General features: G+C 44.0%; 15 protein-coding genes, 1 tRNA gene and 1 pseudogene. 9 read left to right on the forward strand and 8 right to left on the reverse strand.

Annotation, left to right across the window (positions count from 1 at the left end):
• Positions 1-20: 20 nt before the first annotated feature.
• From sufB to sufA, 7 genes are all read left to right on the forward strand, one after another.
• Positions 21-1,490 (forward strand): Fe-S cluster assembly protein SufB, encoded by a 1,470-nt coding sequence (sufB, locus tag AB2J24_RS02820; protein ID WP_162652400.1) that lies wholly within the window; start codon positions 21-23, stop codon positions 1,488-1,490.
• Complete coding sequence (locus AB2J24_RS02825) at positions 1,490-1,651, forward strand: hypothetical protein (RefSeq protein WP_174244216.1); 162 nt, start codon at positions 1,490-1,492, stop codon at positions 1,649-1,651. The genes sufB and AB2J24_RS02825 overlap by 1 nt, the downstream gene beginning before the upstream one ends.
• Before the next feature lie 65 nt (positions 1,652-1,716).
• A complete protein-coding gene (sufC, locus tag AB2J24_RS02830; protein WP_162652399.1) occupies positions 1,717-2,472 on the forward strand; it encodes a Fe-S cluster assembly ATPase SufC in 756 nt (251 codons plus the stop codon).
• A 42-nt stretch (positions 2,473-2,514) separates the two neighbouring features.
• Complete coding sequence (sufD, locus tag AB2J24_RS02835; protein ID WP_367384347.1) at positions 2,515-3,792, forward strand: Fe-S cluster assembly protein SufD; 1,278 nt, start codon at positions 2,515-2,517, stop codon at positions 3,790-3,792.
• Entirely contained in the window at positions 3,785-5,017 is a 1,233-nt protein-coding gene (locus AB2J24_RS02840) for a cysteine desulfurase (protein ID WP_367384348.1), read from the forward strand. The genes sufD and AB2J24_RS02840 overlap by 8 nt, the downstream gene beginning before the upstream one ends.
• An 8-nt stretch (positions 5,018-5,025) precedes the next feature.
• On the forward strand, positions 5,026-5,421 hold the full coding sequence (locus tag AB2J24_RS02845) for an SUF system Fe-S cluster assembly protein (RefSeq protein ID WP_162652396.1): 396 nt from the start codon (positions 5,026-5,028) through the stop codon (positions 5,419-5,421).
• Between the two features lie 99 nt (positions 5,422-5,520).
• Positions 5,521-5,913: a Fe-S cluster assembly scaffold SufA gene (gene sufA / locus AB2J24_RS02850; RefSeq protein WP_367384349.1), complete on the forward strand. Its 393-nt coding sequence runs from the start codon at positions 5,521-5,523 to the stop codon at positions 5,911-5,913.
• Between the two features lie 10 nt (positions 5,914-5,923).
• On the opposite strand, the gene AB2J24_RS02855 is transcribed toward sufA, so the two are convergent.
• The 3 genes from AB2J24_RS02855 to AB2J24_RS02865 form a co-directional block, all read right to left on the reverse strand.
• Positions 5,924-7,006, reverse strand: coding sequence for a serine hydrolase domain-containing protein (locus AB2J24_RS02855; RefSeq protein WP_367384350.1), 1,083 nt, complete (start codon positions 7,004-7,006; stop codon positions 5,924-5,926).
• A gap of 98 nt (positions 7,007-7,104) precedes the next feature.
• Positions 7,105-7,851 carry a metallophosphoesterase family protein gene (locus AB2J24_RS02860; protein ID WP_367384351.1) on the reverse strand — a complete coding sequence of 249 codons (747 nt, stop codon included), beginning with the start codon at positions 7,849-7,851 and terminating at the stop codon, positions 7,105-7,107.
• Positions 7,852-7,931: 80 nt separating this feature from the next.
• Complete coding sequence (locus tag AB2J24_RS02865; protein WP_367384352.1) at positions 7,932-11,669, reverse strand: vitamin B12-dependent ribonucleotide reductase; 3,738 nt, start codon at positions 11,667-11,669, stop codon at positions 7,932-7,934.
• A gap of 644 nt (positions 11,670-12,313) precedes the next feature.
• Here AB2J24_RS02865 and AB2J24_RS02870 point away from each other — a divergent pair.
• The gene (locus tag AB2J24_RS02870) at positions 12,314-14,503 is read left to right on the forward strand and encodes an esterase-like activity of phytase family protein (protein WP_420883605.1); all 2,190 of its coding nucleotides are present in this window, start codon (positions 12,314-12,316) and stop codon (positions 14,501-14,503) included.
• A gap of 74 nt (positions 14,504-14,577) precedes the next feature.
• Here AB2J24_RS02870 and gpt read toward each other — a convergent pair whose 3' ends face one another.
• Positions 14,578-15,069: a xanthine phosphoribosyltransferase gene (gpt, locus tag AB2J24_RS02875; protein ID WP_162652390.1), complete on the reverse strand. Its 492-nt coding sequence runs from the start codon at positions 15,067-15,069 to the stop codon at positions 14,578-14,580.
• A gap of 57 nt (positions 15,070-15,126) precedes the next feature.
• Positions 15,127-15,864, reverse strand: coding sequence for a competence/damage-inducible protein A (locus AB2J24_RS02880; protein WP_367384353.1), 738 nt, complete (start codon positions 15,862-15,864; stop codon positions 15,127-15,129).
• Between the two features lie 267 nt (positions 15,865-16,131).
• Here AB2J24_RS02880 and AB2J24_RS02885 point away from each other — a divergent pair.
• A tRNA-Leu gene (locus AB2J24_RS02885) sits at positions 16,132-16,217 on the forward strand.
• 505 nt (positions 16,218-16,722) lie between these two features.
• On the opposite strand, the pseudogene AB2J24_RS02890 reads toward AB2J24_RS02885, so the two are convergent.
• The 3 genes and pseudogenes from AB2J24_RS02890 to AB2J24_RS02900 form a co-directional block, all read right to left on the reverse strand.
• A pseudogene (locus AB2J24_RS02890) lies at positions 16,723-17,829 on the reverse strand (recombinase family protein); the annotation flags it as partial.
• Complete coding sequence (locus AB2J24_RS02895) at positions 17,810-18,196, reverse strand: hypothetical protein (protein WP_367384354.1); 387 nt, start codon at positions 18,194-18,196, stop codon at positions 17,810-17,812. The pseudogene AB2J24_RS02890 and the gene AB2J24_RS02895, both read right to left, overlap by 20 nt.
• 69 nt (positions 18,197-18,265) lie before the next feature.
• On the reverse strand, positions 18,266-18,712 hold the full coding sequence (locus AB2J24_RS02900) for a hypothetical protein (protein ID WP_367384355.1): 447 nt from the start codon (positions 18,710-18,712) through the stop codon (positions 18,266-18,268).
• Between the last annotated feature and the right edge of the window lie 98 nt (positions 18,713-18,810).

Raw genomic sequence — 18,810 nt, forward strand, 5'->3', positions numbered from 1 at the left:
TTCGCATTAAGGAGCATTTCATGCCAGCTGTGCAGGAAACGATTGATCAGGTTAAATTAATTGATGTTGATCAGTATAAATATGGCTTTAATACCGATATCGAAGTCGATAAAGCGCCAAAAGGTCTGAATGAGGATATCATTCGCTTTATTTCTGCAAAGAAAGAAGAGCCGGAATGGATGCTTGAATGGCGTTTGGATGCCTACGCGCGCTGGTTGACAATGGAAGAGCCGGATTGGGCACGGGTGAATTACCCGAAGATTGATTTTAATGATATCTATTATTATGCCGCACCAAAGGGTCAAACAGGACCTATGACAATTGATGACGTTGATCCGGAATTACTGCGTACATATGAGAAGCTTGGAATTCCTCTTCACGAGCAGGAAGTTCTTGCTGGTGTTCAAAATCGCAAAATTGCAGTTGATGCTGTATTTGATTCAGTATCTGTTGTCACAACCTTTAAGAAGGAGCTTTCCGAGGCTGGCGTCATTTTCATGTCAATTTCAGAAGCTATCCGAGAGCATCCGGAACTTATCAAAAAGTATCTAGGCTCAGTTGTTCCAACAACGGACAATTACTATGCGACGCTCAATGCAGCTGTTTTCACCGATGGTTCATTTGTCTTCGTTCCAAAAGGTGTTCGCTGCCCAATGGAGCTATCAACTTATTTTCGCATTAATGAAGAAAATACAGGCCAGTTTGAGCGAACATTGATTATCGCCGAAGATGATGCCTATGTTTCTTATCTTGAGGGCTGTACAGCACCGCAGCGAGATGAGAATCAGCTTCACGCAGCTGTGGTTGAGTTGGTAGCGATGGATAATGCGGAGATTAAATATTCAACAGTTCAGAATTGGTATCCTGGTGATAAAGACGGCAAGGGCGGCATCTATAATTTTGTGACCAAGCGCGGAGATTGTCGCGGTGTAAATTCGAAAATTTCTTGGACGCAAGTTGAAACCGGCTCTGCAATCACATGGAAATATCCGTCCTGTATTTTACGTGGGGATGGATCTCGAGGCGAATTTTATTCGATTGCCGTTTCCAACGGTTATCAGCAAGTGGATTCGGGTACAAAAATGATCCATTTGGGTAAAAATACTTCGAGCCGTATTATCTCGAAGGGTATTTCTGCCGGCAACTCGCAAAATACCTATCGTGGTCAGGTTTCAGCCCATAGAAAAGCAACAAATGCGCGGAACTTCACGCAATGTGACTCGCTGTTGATCGGCGATCAATGTGGTGCACATACCGTGCCTTATATTGAAGCAAAAAATACGTCCGCACAGTTTGAGCATGAAGCCACAACATCTAAAATTTCTGATGATCAACTCTTCTATTGCCTTGCACGGGGTATTCCCGAGGAAGAAGCTATTGCATTAATCGTCAATGGCTTCGTTAAAGAAGTGATCCAAGAATTGCCAATGGAATTTGCGGTTGAAGCTCAAAAGTTGATTAGCATCTCTCTTGAGGGGAGTGTGGGCTAATGGATTTCAGCGCAATTGCTTGGTATGCGGCCATATGCGGAGCGCTTTCTGCGTTTGCTCCATCGTTGGGTGGGCGCATTTCTCGTATTGTTGTCGGTGCAATTGTTGGAATTTTAGCTGCCAGTTTATTTCCTTTGATGCGCGGCATGATCGGATATTAAAAGTTAGAAAATTGAAATGAATATTGGCAGCCATATGGCGCCTGAACTTAAAAACGGATGTAAGAATGTTAGAAATTAGAGACCTACACGCGAAAATCGCTGACACAGATACAGAAATTATTCGTGGACTTAATCTTAAAGTTGAAGCTGGTGAAGTTGCCGCAATTATGGGGCCCAATGGTTCTGGTAAATCAACTTTATCATATATTCTGGCGGGTCGCGAAGATTACGAAGTCACATCAGGCGACATCCTTTATAACGGTGAATCAGTGCTTGAAATGGACCCTTCCGAACGAGCTGCAAGCGGCATCTTTCTCGCATTTCAATATCCTGTCGAAATCCCCGGCGTCGCGACAATGGAATTTTTGAAAGTTGCGATGAATGAGCAACGCAAAGCGCGCGGTGAAGAACCTCTTTCAATTCCTGATTTTATTAAGAAAGTGAAAGCTGCTGCAAGTGATCTTCAGATCGATATGGCAATGCTTAAGCGTCCACTTAATGTTGGATTTTCCGGCGGTGAGAAAAAGCGTGCAGAAATTTTGCAAATGAAACTTCTTGGACCACAGCTATGTGTACTTGATGAAACTGATTCCGGTCTTGACATCGATGCATTGAAGATTGTTTCCGATGGTGTAAATGCGCTTCGCGATCCTAAGCGAGCTGTCGTCGTCATTACGCACTATCAACGCCTTCTTGAGCACATTGTGCCTGATAGTGTTCATGTTCTTTATAAAGGCCAGGTTATCAAGTCAGGCGATAAATCACTTGCTCTGGAGCTTGAAGCAAATGGCTATGCAAATGTGATCGAAGATGCTGCTTAATATAAGCGCTTTACCTTCATTTCACATATCAGGAGATATCTGATGAATATTCAGAGTAAATTACAGAAAACAGCCGCGGAAGAAGCGTTAACATCCTATTTTGGTGATATGGTTGGGCAGTTAAGTGGTTCCACTCATATTGTTCGAATGCGTGATAACAATTTCGCCGCTTTATTAAAAAATGGCCTGCCTACACGTCGTGTGGAAGCATGGCACTATACCGATTTGCGCCGTCTTTTAAGTAGTGTGCCAGTTCAGCAAACAGATCAATCTGCTAGTGTCGTTGCGCCTTTTGTTGCGGGTTCATGGGTGGTTGGTATTCGCAATGGTGTAACTGATGCTGCTATGAAGGTACCTGAAGGCGTAGATATATCGTCGTTGTCTTCTAAATTACAATCTGGGGAAGCAGATGCTGTGTTTCGTGAACTTGCTGCTGATGATGCAATAGGTCAACTTAACGGCGCTTTGGTTACGGATGGCTATCAGATTGAAATTGCAGCAGATACTCATGTTGATGATTTGCTAGAGTTGCAGTTTGTCCAAACTGGTGGACAACATCACAGTAAATTACCTGTTGTTTTCAAGGAAAATTCGAAAGCTACAATTATCGAACGTCACTTATCTAGTGACGATGCCGCAGCGCTTGTCAGCGCAGTTGCGCATATTAAAGTAGAAAAAGGTGCACATGCACGTTGGATCATTGTTCAAACTCAAGGGGCTGATGATACACATCTTGGTCAGCTCAATATTGAATTGGCAGAAAACGCGGAGTTGGAACTTTACCTCATTAATGCTGGCGGTAAGCTTGTACGTCAGGAAATTGTTGCCAATGTTGAGGGGGCACAAACAAATCTAACCCTGCGTGGCGTTAACTTGCTTTCAGGTGATACACACACAGATGTAACGCTTAAATTAGGTCACAATACACCTAACACGACATCATCAGAAACGTTCCGTAATGTGCTTTTTGATAATGCTAAGGGCGTGTTTCAAGGTCAGATTAAAGTTGCTCAAATTGCACAAAAAACTGATGCGCAGATGGCTTGTAATACATTGCTATTGTCAGATGATGCGGACTTTTCAGCAAAACCTGAACTCGAGATTTTTGCCGATGATGTGATTTGTGCCCATGGCGCGACGGTAACGGACATTGATCCAACGCATTTGTTCTATCTCATGGCGCGTGGAATTTCTGAGAAATCTGCTCGTGGTCTGCTGGTTAAGGGCTTTGTGGCTGAAGTTGTCGAAGAGTTTGATAATGAGGCTGTTGTGGATGCACTTGAAGGTGTTATCAGCGATTGGTTAGACGCAAATGGCTGACCAAAACGATTATGACGTTGAGCGTATCAGGCAGGATTTTCCGATTCTCTCAAAGGAGGTTTACGGTAAACCTTTAGTCTATTTAGACAATGGTGCATCCGCGCAAAAACCCAAAGTAGTAATCGATGCTATAAAGCATACTTACGAAAATGAATATGCGAATGTGCATCGTGGCCTTCATTATATGTCCAATGCTGCGACAGATGCCTATGAGGCCGCGCGGGAGAAAGTTCGCAAGTTTTTGAATGCCCCGTCCGTTGACAATGTTATTTTCACAAAGTCCTCAACAGAGGCAATTAATACGGTGGCTTATGGGCACGGTATGATGGAACTGGGTGAGGGAGATGAAATCCTTATTTCCATCCTTGAACATCATTCTAACATTGTACCTTGGCATTTTATCCGAGAGCGCAATGGCGCAAAACTGGTGTGGGCGCCAGTTGATGATGAAGGTGTTTTTCATCTTGATCAATTTAAAGCCCGCATCACGGACAAAACGAAACTAATTGCTATTACACAAATGTCGAATGCGATGGGTACAGTCGTGCCGATCAAAGATATTTGTGCCATTGCAAAGGAGCGCGGCATTCCGGTTTTGGTGGATGGTTCTCAAAGTGCTGTTCATATGCCAATTGATGTTCAGGACTTGGATTGCGATTGGTTCGTTATGACGGGTCACAAGCTTTATGGACCTTCGGGTATTGGTGTTCTTTATGGGAAAATGGATCGTCTGAAATCCATGCAGCCATTTCAAGGTGGCGGCGAAATGATTTTGGATGTGACCGAGACTGGCGTTACATACAATGATCCGCCGCATCGATTTGAAGCGGGTACACCACCTATTGCGCAGGCGATTGGGCTGGGTGTTGCGCTTGATTATATGGAATCTATCGGCCGGGATAAAATCGCTGCCCATGAAGCTGATTTGTTGGCATATGCAAATGATCAGATGAGCGGTATCAATTCGCTGCGGATCATTGGCAATGCGCCTGATAAAGGTGCGATTATCTCGTTTGAGATTGAGGGCATTCATGCTCACGATATTTCAATGGTGATTGACCGTTCAGGTGTTGCTGTTAGAGCGGGTACACATTGTGCGCAGCCATTGCTTAAACGATTTGGTGTCACATCGACCTGTCGCGCAAGTTTTGGTATGTATAATACGCGTCAAGAAGTTGATGCATTAGTCGTTGCGCTGGATAAAGCGCGCGCATTTTTTGAATAGGAGCTATCATGAGCGAAGAAGATCAAAACTCAGAAGCTGAACTTGGCCCGAATGAAATCAAACGTACATTCACTGCGACAGAAATATCGCGTGAAGAACTAGCGCGTATGACTGACGATATTGTTGCTGCTCTAAAGACGGTTTACGATCCTGAAATTCCGTCTGATATTTATGAGATTGGCCTGATTTATCGCGTTGATATTGAAGATGATCGTATGGTTAAAGTCGAAATGACGCTAACTGCCCCCGGTTGCCCTGTTGCGGGCGAAATGCCGGGTTGGGTAGAAAATGCTGTCAGTACCGTTGAAGGTGTTGCGGGCGTCGAAGTTTCGATGACATTTGATCCTCCTTGGACGCCTGATAGAATGTCTGAAGAGGCACAAATCGCCGTTGGTTGGTATTAATAGATGTTTCTCACAGGGTTGTTTGTTAACCCTTGAATGATTACATTTGAGATACATGACAAATATCGGACCTTTAATCTGATACTTTAGGAGATTAAAATGGGCTTTGAAGTCGTAACTTTGACAGATGCTGCGGTGACTCGTATCCACGAGATTATTGCATCGTCAGATCAAAACCCTGCAGGCATTCGCGTCGGTATCAAAAAAGGTGGCTGCGCTGGTATGGAATATACCGTTGATTTGGCGATTGAGGCCAACCCCGCAGATGATATGGTCGAACGTGATGGCGTTAAAGTATTCGTGGCACCAGAGGCAACATTGTTTCTACTCGGCACACAAATGGATTTTGAAGTGACAACGCTTCGTTCAGGATTTGTATTTAACAATCCTAATCAAACATCTGCATGTGGTTGTGGTGAATCTGTTGAACTTAAACCTGCAGATCTTGCAGCCTTGGCCGAACAAGGTGAACCAGTGGTTCGTGCGGAATAACTCTATTTCGCTAAATGCTTTTTTTAGCAGCAGGCAGGATGAAGTCGGTTAATACCTTGTATGAAACTTTCCATGCATTAGGATGATTATAGCCGCCAGCAAAGGTCACGGCAACAAAGTTATAGGCAGGTTGGATTGTAAATCGTTGACCGCCATTTCCCAATCCAACGATGATTTGTTTGTCTTTGGAGCCAGCCAAATACCATAGATAACCGTAATAAAAACCGGGTTCGAGTTCAGATTTGCGCTGAAAGGATTGGTGTAACCACTCGCTTGACACAATCTGCCTATTTTCAAACTTACCATTTTTGCTGATCATTTCGCCAATCTTTGATAGATCTCTGGCGCTAAGCCTCAATCCTGAAGCTGCTGATGGTTCACCATCTGCGCCTTTGGCCCACTCATAATTGGAAATCCCAAGTGGGGCGAATAGTTTTTCATTTGCGTAAGCATCAATAGACATATTTGTACCATCGGCAATTAGTTTGGCGATGATTGCGACTGCGCCGCCGCTATAGGTCCACTTTTCACCCGGTTTTGAAACCATGGGGCGATCTAAGATGAAACGATAGCGATCCTTGGCCAATTCCATTGCGATTTCGCTGTTCTTTGCGCTTGTATAAGGGAGATTCTCATTCCACTCGGTTCCCATCTTCATTGTTAAAGCATGCTCAATGAGAATATTTTCGCGTCCAGACCCGTCTTTTAAGTCACTATATTGGGAAAATTGGTCAAGAAGTGGTTCATTTGGTGAGGGAACTTTTCCCTCAGCTAGCGCTATGCCGTAAAGAAGTCCGATGATTGATTTTGTAACAGATCGCAAGTCATGCAATGTATTTGGTCCATGATTGACTTCACCCCGTTTTTGCCCCCAGCTTTCGTCCGGGCCGCTGAAATAGATTTCACTGATCGTTTGCTGGCCAATTGTCGCATATACGCTATGTAAGTTCGGCAATTTCCCCTGGTTAAAGGCTGCTTCAATTTTGCTTTCTGTGGTTTCCGCGTGTGCAAGATTCATGGTTACAAATGTCAGCGCAAGTAGAAATGGTGCCAATACTAACTTTGTAATGTGAATAGTAAAATTGCAATTCATGATACGTTCCAAATATTGATTAGATTGTTTTGTTATTGATATGCTTACAAGTAAAATAGTGGGATGAATGATAAGCCTTATGTTGGCTTTTATTTTATCTAACTGCCGGTTGATAAGATTCTATATTCGTTATTTTGTAAAATCACACATGTTAATGCACCTGTTTCATAGGCGCAGGTATCGGCATTTATCCGGTTGGGTAGAATTTCTATCGGATAGTGAGGTGTATGACCATGGATGATGACTTTTTCATATAGGCCTCGATATGGAATAAAATCTGACCTTATCCACATGAAGTCATGTTCGTTTTGTTTATCCAAGGCTACATTTGGGCGTATGCCAGCGTGAACGAACATGTAATCTCCGAATATGGCAGACTTCTCTAATGTTGTCATGAAATTCAGGTGTGACTGGGGAACAATCTCCTTTAATCGAGCATGCTTTTGAAGGATATCGTCATCTGATACATGTCCGTAAAAGAACTCAACTCCATATGATCGTGCGCATTCAACGCCGCCATAAGTTAAATATGTTTTAGCGGTTTCTAGCGGCCTGTTGAGAAAAGCCTCAAATTGATCTTCATGGTTTCCTTTAAGACAAATTACGTCGGGATTTTCATTCTTGAGTTTGACAAGATAATCAAGGCACGCTTTGGAATCCGGCCCGCGATCGATGTAATCTCCGAGGAAGATGATTTTGTGATTTGCAATTGGATTAGCCGAAATATCTTCGTTTATCTGTTGATGTAGATCGTGCAGTAGATCGATATATCCGTGAATATCGCCAATGGCATAAATCCGCATATCTTTAGGTGTTGTTGCTTCGCCTAATTTAACTGTTTTCATTTGCCATTATTTCCATAGCTGAAAATGAAAACCCTCGCCAGTTTCCCGGCGAGGGGTGTCTATCCCGTAAGTGGGTGTTTCTAACTACAGCCGCTTGTGCTTCCGCAGGTGTCGCATTTTAGGCATGTGCCGTTGCGGACCATGGTAAAGTTTGAACATTCGGTGCACATGTCACCTGTATAGCCTTGCATCATGGCTTTTACCCTGCGATCTGCTTCAAGTTTTTTAGCAGCGCTTTGTTCGGATGCAGAGGAAAGGCCTGTTGCTTCTGCTTTGGCTGTTTCGGCATTTTCTTTGACTTCGACTGTATCATCAGCTTTTTCATACTGGCGATTAAATGCTTCCGCATCTTCGAACATTTCAGCGACAGCATTTGATGCAACAGCTGCAGTTGCAACGGTTCCGGAGGCAATTGCTGTTACATTTGATCCGTCTGAACCAGATGGGTCTTGGTTGATGATGGACAGTTTGTGACCACGTGTCCAACCTTTAGATACAGCATCAGTTGTGCCGTCCTGAATGCTTTTACCCATTGGAGTTGATGAGAATTCAGATTGATCTACATGTGCAAGGTCATGACGATCAAGATAAGAAACAGCCAGTTCACGGAAGACATAATCAAGAATTGATGTTGCGTTTTTAATCGCGTCATTACCCTGAATGATACCTGCTGGTTCGAACTTGGTGAACACGAATGCATCCACATATTCTTCCAGCGGCACACCATATTGAAGGCCAAGTGAGACGGAAATTGCAAAATTGTTGATCAATGCACGTAAGGTTGAGCCTTCCTTGTTCATATCGAGGAAAATTTCACCCAAGCGACCATCATCATATTCACCAGTGCGCAAGAAGACGGTGTGGCCGCCCACTTTTGCTTTTTGTGTGTAGCCTTTGCGGCGTGTAGGAAGCTTTTCCTGCTCTCGTACAACGCGCTCGATAACACGCTCGACAATTTTCTCTGTGATCTGCACAGCTTGCGCAGCTGCTGGTGCCTCAGCAATTGCTTCCACTGCATCTTCATCATCATCGGCAATTAAGGAAGCATTGAGCGGTTGTGAAAGTTTTGAACCATCACGATAAAGCGCATTCGCCTTAAGTGCGAGCTTCCAAGACAGCATGTAAGCTTCTTTACAATCATCAACATTCGCATCGTTTGGCATGTTGATCGTTTTGGAAATCGCACCGGAAATAAATGGCTGTGCCGCTGCCATCATGCGGATATGACTATCAACTGAGAGGTAACGCTTGCCGATTTTACCGCATGGGTTTGCACAATCGAAGACTGGAAGGTGTTCGTCTTTTAGGAATGGAGCACCTTCAAGTGTCATGGCACCACAAATATGAATATTGGCCGCTTCGATGTCTTTTTTATCAAAGCCGATTGCTGCGAGCAAATCAAATGACATGTCATCAAGTTGCTCATCATTCAGGCCAAGTGTTTCTTTGCAGAACTCTTCGCCCAATGACCATTTATTGAACACAAATTTAATATCAAAAGCGCTTTTAAGGCTCTCATTGAGCATTGCTATTTGTTCGTCACTAAAGCCTTTTGCTTTTAGTGAGCCGGGATTGACGCCAGGCGCCTGATTAAGATTACCATGGCCAACTGCATAAGCTTCAATTTCAGCAATTTGGCTTTCTGTGTAGCCAAGTGTGCGAAGGGCTTCTGGCACTGCGCGGTTGATAATTTTGAAGTAGCCACCACCCGCAAGTTTCTTAAATTTCACAAGAGCGAAATCAGGTTCGATGCCCGTTGTATCGCAATCCATGACAAGGCCAATTGTGCCTGTTGGCGCTATAACTGTGGCTTGAGCATTACGGAAACCGTATTTTTTACCAAGTTCAAGCGCACCGTCCCATGCATCTGTCGCATGTTTGATCAGGTCTTTGTCCTGACAATCATCATGGACTAAAGGAACAGGGTTTACGGACAGCGCCTCATATCCGTCTGCTTCACCGTGAGCTGCTAAACGGTGGTTGCGGATAACACGCAACATGTTTTTTGCATTTGGCTTATAGCCCGGGAATGGCCCCAACTCACCAGCCATTTCAGCAGATGTCGCATAGGAAACGCCTGTCATGATCGATGTAATGGCACCGCAAATTGCGCGGCCTTCATCTGAATCATATGGAATGCCACTTGTCATAAGCAGGCCACCAATATTAGCATAACCAAGACCGATTGTGCGGTATTTGTAAGACAATTCAGCAATCTGGCGAGATGGGAATTGCGCCATCATCACTGAGATTTCAAGAACAATTGTCCAAAGACGCGTCGCATGCTCAAAATCACCGATATTAAGGTTGCCGGATTCTTGATCTTTAAAACGAAGCAAGTTCATTGAGGCAAGGTTACATGCCGTATCATCAAGGAACATGTATTCAGAACATGGGTTTGATGCGCGAATTGGACCCGCCGCAGGGCATGTGTGCCAGTCATTCATTGTTGTATTGAAATGCAACCCAGGATCAGCCGATGCCCATGCAGCATAACCAATGGATTCCCAAAGTTCGCGTGCTTTAAGTGTTTTGGTTACCTTGCCATCGCGGCGGCCGATCAGATCCCAATCAGAATCACTTTCAACAGCGCGAAGGAAATCGTCCTTAATGGATACCGAGTTATTTGAATTTTGCCCCGCAACAGTTAAATAAGCAGCAGAATCCCAGTCTGTATCGTAGGTTTTAAATTCAATGTCCTTGTAACCCTGTTGAGCAAATTGGATAACGCGTTTGACGTAGTTTTCAGGTACTTGATTTTTCTTTGCTGCTTTAATTTCGCGCTTAAGAGCCGGGTTTTGTTTTGGGTCAAAACAGGCATCATTGTCAGCCTCACAATTAATGCAGGCTTTCATAATCAATGAGAGGTGTTGCGATACGATTTTCGAACCGGTTACAAGGGCTGCAACTTTTTGTTCTTCTTCAACTTTCCAGTTGATGTAGCTTTCAATATCTGGATGATCGATATCAACGACGACCATTTTTGCTGCGCGGCGTGTTGTCCCGCCGGATTTAATTGCACCAGCAGCACGATCACCAATGCGCAAGAAGCTCATGAGGCCGGAAGATTTTCCGCCGCCTGAAAGAGCTTCACCTTCACCACGAAGGTGTGAGAAATTTGAGCCTGTACCAGAGCCATATTTGAAGAGGCGCGCTTCACGAACCCAAAGGTCCATAATACCACCTTCATTGACGAGATCATCTTCAACAGACTGAATAAAGCATGCATGAGGCTGCGGATGCTCATAAGATGACCCTGACTTGACCAGCTTGCCGCTGAACGGATCAACATAGAAGTGGCCTTGGCTTGGTCCATCAATGCCGTATGCCCAATGAAGACCTGTGTTGAACCACTGTGGGGAATTTGGTGCTACGCGCTGGGTTGCGAGCATATAGGCAAGTTCATCACGGAAGGCGAGGGCATCTTCTTCGTTGTTGAAGTAACCGCCCTTCCAGCCCCAATAAGTCCACGTGCCTGAGAGGCGGTCAAAAACCTGACGTGCATCAATTTCAGAACCATAACGCTCGTCCTCTGGAAGTGCAGCGAGTGCTTCTTCATCTGGAACAGAACGCCAAAGCCATGAAGGAACATCGTTTTCTTCCACTTTTTTCAAAGCAGCGGGGACACCTGCTTTACGGAAATATTTTTGCGCCAGAATATCAGCAGCTACTTGGCTGAACTGATTTGGCACATCAATATTCTCAAGACGGAAAACAATTGAGCCATTCGGGTTCTTAATTTCGCTTGTCGCCTTACGAAACTCGATACCTGAATAAGCGCCTTGTCCATCTTTAGTAAAGCAGCGTTCAATCCGCATAATTTATTAATCCTTTTAAGTGTTGACCCATTGCTTCCTTTTAATAGCAAATAGGCAGTATTTCCCCAGCAGCTAGCATCGACTGCGTTTACTTTCAGCAAGCGCGAGTGCGACAAAAGCCAGTTAATTATAACAGAGTATTCCCCCAAGGAACATCTATATCTTGTGTTTTGTATTTATCAAGTTACTAAATACAGTATTAACAGAACGTTAATGTTTAAAAAAGAAGTTAGTCAAAAAATGAAATATTTTCTGATTTTCTCCAAATTTTGGCCATAACAAACCCTGCACCTGAACTCAGATGCATAAACTCAATAAAACTATGAAATTGCTGGTCTGAAAAACCCCTCCAGCTCGTCACAATGCAACGTAGCTCTATAAGGCGCGACTCGGATGCTGTCGTCAAGGGGTAGTTGCTACACAAATATTACCCACGATATATTGTGTATGGAACATGTGGAAATTGGGGAAACATTTACTTTTTTTCAAATTGAGTCTTTTTGGATGAAATCATTAAAGCACTTTCCCTTTAAAACCAGTGTTTATGCAGAGAGTGTCATTAAACCTTCATCAATCTGTCGCTCAAGATTTAATCTATTTAGCTATCTGAAGCAGATGATTATACATTTTGCGGAGAATATCTGATGCGACTATCAACAAAAAAAATATTTTTTTCTTTTCTTATGGGAAGTGTCTTTACATTCTCATCAAGTGTGTGTGCCGATGAGTATTTCAATCGAATCGCATCCTTCCCTGTAAATTTGAATTTGCCATCGGATATGTCTCAGAAAACTGAGACGTCTGCCGAAATTATCTCAGCGTCAGAAGATGGTAATATGGTTGTTTATTCTGATAGCCCTCTTGGCGCGATTGGAATGATTGATATCACCAACCCTGGATCGCCTGCTCCCCTTGGTACTATTAAACTTGGTGGTGAGCCGACTTCTGTCTCAATCAAAAAAGGTTTTGCGTTTGTTGGTGTAAACACATCGAAAGATTTTGTATCACCATCTGGAAATCTTGCAGTTATTGATTTGAAATCGAAATCAATTGCCCAATCTTGTGAGTTAGGCGGCCAACCTGATTCTGTTGCCGTATCGAAAGATGGATCTTTGATTGCGGTTGCAATTGAAAATGAGCGCGATGAAGACCTTAATGATGGTATCATCCCACAAGCACCCGCAGGTTTTGTTTCAATTTTGCAGGTGAGAGATGGAAAATTGAATTGCGACACAATGATTAAGGCTGATGTTAGTGGTTTGTCGGATGTTGCCGGTAGTGACCCTGAGCCGGAGTTTGTTGATTTTAACGATAATAATGAAATTGTCCTTACAATGCAGGAAAACAACCATATTGTTGTCATATCTGAAGACGGTAAGGTTCAATCGCATTTTTCAGCCGGTAGTGTCGATCTTAAAAATGTGGACGTGGATGAAGAGCGTGCGCTGACATTTGATGCGACGTTATCGGGTGTCGTGCGTGAACCAGATGCTGTTCAGTGGTTGGATAATGATCGTTTTGTTATCGCCAACGAAGGTGATTATAAAGGCGGATCACGTGGATTTACAATTTTCTCGAAATCTGGCGAGGTGCTATACGAATCTGGTCTTGATTTCGAATATCGGGTTGCGATGGCAGGTCACTACCCGGAAAAACGTTCTGGAAATAAAGGCGCTGAACCAGAAGGTCTGGAAGTTGGTAAGTTTGGAGACACGAACTACATTTTTGTTCTGTCAGAGCGTGGATCGGTTATTGGTGTATATAAAGACACTGGTGGTGAACCTGAGTTTGTTCAGCTTTTGCCAACGGGTCTTGCCCCAGAGGGAGCCATAGCGATCCCAGAGCGTAATCTTTTTGTTGCTTCGAATGAAAAAGATCTTATTGAAGATGGCGGTGTTCGCTCGCACGTGACGATATATCAGTATGGCGCAGCCACACCTAAATATCCGATGTTGACGTCAAAGCTTGATGATAATGGTCGTCCAATTGGTTGGGGTGCATTGTCTGGTCTGGTAGGTGATGCTGAAACGCCGGGTGTGTTCTATGCAGTAAATGATAGTTTCTATCGCTCTCAGCCGCAGATCTTTAAAATTGATGCGACACAACAACCCGCTCAGATCATCTCAGCGTTACCTATTACACGTGATGGTATGCCAGCACAAAAACTTGACATGGAAGGTGTTACGCTTGACGGGGAGGGTGGTTTCTTTATCGCATCAGAAGGTCGTAACGACCGTTTGACACCTCATGCGATCTATCATGTGAATGCTAAGGGCGAAATTGAAGATGAAATTGCATTTCCTGAAGAATTATTAGCTGTTCAAAAACGTTTCGGCTCTGAAGGTATCGCCAAACATGGTGATGATCTCTGGATTGCAATCCAGCGTGAGTGGCAAGATGATGCCAAAGGCTTGGTTAAACTTGTAAACTACAATCTTAAATCCAAAGAATGGGGTGCTGTGAGTTACCCGCTTGACGGAAAGGAAAGAGGTTGGGTCGGCCTATCTGAAATCTCAATCTTCGGTGATCATGCTTATATTCTAGAGCGTGACAATCAAATTGGCGCAGCAGCGGTTACTAAGAAGCTGTATAAAGTTGCCTTAAGTGAGCTAAAGCCTGCCAAAATCGGGAGTGAGTTACCAATTGTGAAAAAGGAACTTCACAAAGACCTTCTGCCGATCATGCAATCGTATGGTGGCTATGTTCTTGATAAAGTCGAAGGCCTTGGTATTGATAAAAATGGCGAAATGTTCATTGTAACTGACAATGACGGTGTTGATGATTCAAATGGTGAAACACAATTCATCAAATTGGACGCAATGGCAGCTATGTAGCGACCAAACATAAATTATAATAAAAAGGCTGGGAGTTATTCCCAGCCTTTTGTGATTGGTCAGTGAATAAAAGCCTACCCGCCTTTTGCGATTGGCTCCTGGTAGGACGTGCCCATGTCCCAAGGGAACACAATCCATGTGTCTTGGCTTACTTCTGTAATATATGTGTCGACCAAGGGCCGGCCTTTTGGCTTTGCATAGACAGTTGCAAAATGCGCTTTGGGAAGCATTGCGCGCACGATGCCAGCGGTTTTGCCGGTATCAGTTAGATCATCGATGATCAGCAGATTCTCACCGTCAGTTTCTAAAAAATCCTGTGAAACGCCCTTGATGACTTCCATGTCACCTTGGTTTTTATAATCGTGATAGGACGCAACACAAACAGTATCGATCATCCGAATATTCAATTCACGGCAAATGATTGCAGCTGGCACCAGGCCACCGCGTGTGATGGCAATAATACCGCTATAGTTTGTTTCATGTCCGGAAAGCCGCCATGCCAGTGCGCGGGCATCTTGGTGAAAGCGGTCCCAAGATACTGGGAATGATTTATCAGGAGGTGTCATTACATATCTCGCAGATTTGTGAAGTTTAGCTAAATAAATCTAATGTTTCGTGAAAGGTCAATCTAGGCTATTCAACATTGCTTTGATTTCCAAGATTGCTTTGGCTATTTTTTCATTATCTAATCCGCGAACGACGATTTCGCTGGAATAGCCACCATCTTGGGTGAATTTAGGGTATGAGCCAATGCTTATATCCGGATTGTCATTCTGTATGTCACCCAATGGTGTTCCAATATCGCCTTCGCCGTGAAAGCTGATAATCGAATCTGATAGAAGTATAGTGCCCGTTTTTAGAGCAGGGATCACGTTACTGAGCATTGCTTCAAATACTTTTGGCACCCCCGCCATGACATACACATTTTTAATGTGAAAGCCCGGGGCCACTGACACTGGATTATGAATATGAACAGCGCCTTCAGGCATTCGCGCCATTCGCTGTCGTGCAGCTGTGAATTCCAACCCTCGCTGTTTATAGTGTGCAGATAAAAGCTCCATAGCTTTGTCTTCATATATACACGGTAAATCAAATGCCTTTGAAATGGAATCGGCTGTTATGTCATCATGAGTGGGGCCGATGCCGCCTGAAGTAAAGACATAGTCGTATTTTGACCTGAGGTCATTTAGAGCTTCGACGATTGCGCGCTCATCATCTTGCACAATTCTGACTTCCCGCAATGTCACACCAATTGATGTGAGCGTTACGGCAAGGTGTCCAATATTCTTGTCTCGCGTTCTGCCTGACAATAATTCATCACCGATGGCGAGTGCGGATGCAGATATAGTTGTGTTGCTCATTAGATATATACCGATGACTTTTATGTGTGCTTATTCTTTACACAGTAAAATTTGTTTGAGCTTGTTTTTATGAATCAAATGAATCATTTACAAGCAGCATTTCAAGCTTTGGTACCAATGTCTTGTATATTGATTCAGGAGCTTCATATACTGATTCAATGTGGATGCACGTCAAAGCAAGCGCAAAAAAAATGAGTTCTGCAATACAAATCGTATAAAAGGGCTTGATTGATATGGGGTGCTTCGTGTAGTCAGCCCTTGGTGTTTGCGGGCATGGCGGAATTGGTAGACGCAAGGGACTTAAAATCCCTCGGCCCTAGGCCGTCCGGGTTCGAGTCCCGGTGCCCGCACCACCTTAAAATTTCCTGTATTAATGTCATCTAAGATACTGAAAGGTAATGACTTTTTGGTGTTCAAGATGCCTTTGTCTCGGTGGTAGCGCATAGGGCCAAAAAACGCTAATTTGAGCACCAATTTCCGAAGTGCCAGATTGCCGCTATCCCATATTTTGCAAGGGTTTGCGAGGAATTTAAGAGAGTGTTCAAGCGCGTCCCTTTTGGTGAAGGTTTTTTCGATCTTTTTAGAGCCGAAATTCAGTATCTTTTCTTCTAGAAGCAGCTTTTCTTTTTCCAGATCATTAATTTTACGCTCATAAGCGCGTGTAGCGGTCATGCTGCTGCTTTCAATGATTCTCTCTAGGAAACTATCTATTTGCTCTTCTACGGCTCTTAAATCGCTTTTGAAGGCAGTTCTTAAGGCGTTCATGCGCTCAGCTTGCATATCCCATGCTCGTTCAACCATCACCCTTAGCATTGCGACCAGTTGGTGTGTCGGGCGCATTGTCTTAAGGAGTGCTTCAAACTCGCCCTCAATCCGTTCTTTGCCAATGGACTTGCCGTAGGATGCACATCCTTTCGTTTGGCAGGTGTAATAAGCATACTTTTTATTTTTACCTTTTGACCAACCGGATCGATATGGAACATCGCAATCTGAGCATGTTGCAAATCCACGCAGCGGAAAATCTTCGTGAATGTCTTTACGCACAGTAACGTGTGCCTTTTCATTTAATCGGTCTTGTATCTTTTCATAGGTCGCTTTTGAAATCAGTGCTTCATGGTTGCCGGGGCGAGGGGAGATATTCCAATTTGGTGCGCTCACATATCCGGCATAGATTGGCTGGTTCAACAACCGAGTAATCCGCGTATTGAGCACTTCACCTTTTTTCCGTGTTTTGGGGAAATCTGGTTTGCTTTCAAGAAAGCGTTTCACTTCAACTTGAGATGCAAAATGTCCTGATGCAAATCCCTCTAGCGCTTCTTTGACAATTGGGCCAAGGACAGGGTCAGGAACTAGAATTCTGCCGCCTGATTTTGATTTTTTATACTTGTAACCTTCTGGTGCCTTGAACACCCAAAAGCCTTGCTCAACGCGAGCCTTCATTTTCTGAATGGTTTGCCGCCCATTTTGTTCGCGCTCAAGCTCACCCTGCGCGGCGATAATTGTCTCGATGAATTTGCCTTCGGGGCTATCATCAAAATCAAAGTTCAGACATTCGCGTCTTGCCCCGCGAGCCGTCATAACGCGGCGAAGCTTGAGATGAAATTCTGTGTCTCTAGCATAACGTTTCAGATCATCAAATATGACAACATAGTTCTCATTTGGTCTTTGGATTTTCATGGCATCTAAAAAGGCCAATAACGCCACCATACCGGGGCGATTAATAAAATCACCGCCGCCCGATACGTCGTCAGGAAATACGGCATCAACAATGTAGCCCTTGTCAGCGGCATGCTCACGGCATCGGTGTTCTTGACTTTCGAGACCTGCGCCATCGCTGGCTTGGCGCTTAGAAGATACCCGGCAGTAGATGATAGCCCTTTCAGGAGCTTTGTGGGGTAGGATTGTTTTGTCTTTGATCAATACGTTTTGTTTCACCCGTTCTCTCCTATGTTTGTCCTGTTTCATCTTGTGCAGAGATAGCCTCTATAATCTCTGAATCCTCATACGTATTCAAAACATCAAGTGCGTCGCTTGCAAAATCGCCTAACACTCTTTCGAGTGCGATAGCCGTCTCATCTTTTGTCGCCGAATCCTGCACAGAATTTAGCGGATGGACTTTAAAGCCGAGTTCTACAAAGTTGACCACAATTTGCCAGAGTGTTTCAACCAATTCGGTTTTTTGGTCATCGGAAATATCCACATCATCAAGAAACGCCTGATAATAATCAATATCGAGGCCGAATTCGAGTGATGTTTTGTCTGTTGCAGTGTTGTTTGGATCAATCTTTGCTTGATCGAGGAATATTTCCTTTATGTGCGTTTTTTTGGTCATTGTCACCCTCGTGTTATGATTGGTATGACCTTCGCGGGCAGATAATTTGTCCGCGAAGGTTAAAGTAAATTACCGACCGATCTCCGGGCCATTTTGATTATGACCCTGATGTCCTTGGTTTTGTTGAAAGGATTGTTGATCGTTTGACTGCTGGGAAGCATTGTTCATCGCCTGATCGCGCTGGTCGGCCATGTTATTGTGACCATTTTCTTGCGTAGGGGGTTGCTGCTGATTTTGCCCTTGATCATGAGTGCGATCTTGTTGTTTCAGGCGATCAACATTGTGATATGCCTTTTCAGCTAGGCGCTGAATTTTCAACACATCCGTGCCGGAAAAAGCATAGGTTTCAGCAGGCTGACCCGTTTGCGGATGGGTATAGGTCCGCGCAAATGTCACATTGTAGAACGGCTTGCCGTCTTTGGAATGATTTCTCCAAATTTTGGCATTAACGCTTCCATCGTTTATTCGCTCAACAGGTTGAGCCTTTTTATTTCCATTTGAGTTTTCATCTGTCATTGTCTTACTCCTTTTCTTGGTTGGTTGATGACAAAACGGTCGTGATCCTATCACAAATAAGAACAAAACAAGAACATAAATCTATAAAGCTCTGATTT

Source organism: Lentilitoribacter sp. EG35, assembly GCF_040784015.1.
GTDB lineage: Bacteria > Pseudomonadota > Alphaproteobacteria > Rhizobiales > Rhizobiaceae > Lentilitoribacter.

What these genes read in the sequence shown, in the direction of transcription:
- AB2J24_RS02865 (WP_367384352.1), bottom strand. Translation starts at nt 11,669, where the DNA reads ATGCGGATTGAACGCTGCTTTACTAAAGATGGACAAGGCGCTTATTCA.
- AB2J24_RS02870 (WP_420883605.1), top strand. Translation starts at nt 12,314, where the DNA reads ATGCGACTATCAACAAAAAAAATATTTTTTTCTTTTCTTATGGGAAGT.
- AB2J24_RS02900 (WP_367384355.1), bottom strand. Translation starts at nt 18,712, where the DNA reads ATGACAGATGAAAACTCAAATGGAAATAAAAAGGCTCAACCTGTTGAG.
- AB2J24_RS02860 (WP_367384351.1), bottom strand. Translation starts at nt 7,851, where the DNA reads ATGAAAACAGTTAAATTAGGCGAAGCAACAACACCTAAAGATATGCGG.
- sufC (WP_162652399.1), top strand. Translation starts at nt 1,717, where the DNA reads ATGTTAGAAATTAGAGACCTACACGCGAAAATCGCTGACACAGATACA.
- AB2J24_RS02880 (WP_367384353.1), bottom strand. Translation starts at nt 15,864, where the DNA reads ATGAGCAACACAACTATATCTGCATCCGCACTCGCCATCGGTGATGAA.
- AB2J24_RS02855 (WP_367384350.1), bottom strand. Translation starts at nt 7,006, where the DNA reads ATGAATTGCAATTTTACTATTCACATTACAAAGTTAGTATTGGCACCA.
- sufB (WP_162652400.1), top strand. Translation starts at nt 21, where the DNA reads ATGCCAGCTGTGCAGGAAACGATTGATCAGGTTAAATTAATTGATGTT.
- sufD (WP_367384347.1), top strand. Translation starts at nt 2,515, where the DNA reads ATGAATATTCAGAGTAAATTACAGAAAACAGCCGCGGAAGAAGCGTTA.
- AB2J24_RS02895 (WP_367384354.1), bottom strand. Translation starts at nt 18,196, where the DNA reads ATGACCAAAAAAACGCACATAAAGGAAATATTCCTCGATCAAGCAAAG.
- gpt (WP_162652390.1), bottom strand. Translation starts at nt 15,069, where the DNA reads ATGACACCTCCTGATAAATCATTCCCAGTATCTTGGGACCGCTTTCAC.
- AB2J24_RS02845 (WP_162652396.1), top strand. Translation starts at nt 5,026, where the DNA reads ATGAGCGAAGAAGATCAAAACTCAGAAGCTGAACTTGGCCCGAATGAA.
- AB2J24_RS02825 (WP_174244216.1), top strand. Translation starts at nt 1,490, where the DNA reads ATGGATTTCAGCGCAATTGCTTGGTATGCGGCCATATGCGGAGCGCTT.
- sufA (WP_367384349.1), top strand. Translation starts at nt 5,521, where the DNA reads ATGGGCTTTGAAGTCGTAACTTTGACAGATGCTGCGGTGACTCGTATC.
- AB2J24_RS02840 (WP_367384348.1), top strand. Translation starts at nt 3,785, where the DNA reads ATGGCTGACCAAAACGATTATGACGTTGAGCGTATCAGGCAGGATTTT.